The organism is Deltaproteobacteria bacterium, from assembly GCA_013151915.1.
Taxonomy (GTDB): domain Bacteria; phylum BMS3Abin14; class BMS3Abin14; order BMS3Abin14; family BMS3Abin14; genus BMS3ABIN14.
In genome coordinates this window covers 133,799-134,111 of record JAADHJ010000044.1, presented here as the reverse complement: position 1 = coordinate 134,111, position 313 = coordinate 133,799, and positions in this window count along the sequence as shown.

The following is a 313-nucleotide window of genomic DNA, read 5'->3' as shown; positions in this document are numbered from 1 at the left end:
CTTTCTCTGCCTAACTCCGCGTTAAAGCTTTTGACCTTCCCTTTCAACCCCTCTTTTAAAACCCTGGGGTTTCTTTCCAGAGTCCTGGCCGATACGCCGGTCGTAGGATCTTTGGGGTGTGAATTTCAGCATTTCCAACCAACCGGGTCAGGTTGAATCCAAAAACCTTATTCGCCCGGCCACAACCGTAAAGAACTCTCGTGACCACACTTCCACCGCTGAGGCATCCGTGAAAAAGCCCGGTGCCAGACCCCGGCAAGAAAAGCAGCGCTGAACCGGGCTATCGAATGGCCAATTCAGCATATTTCAGGGG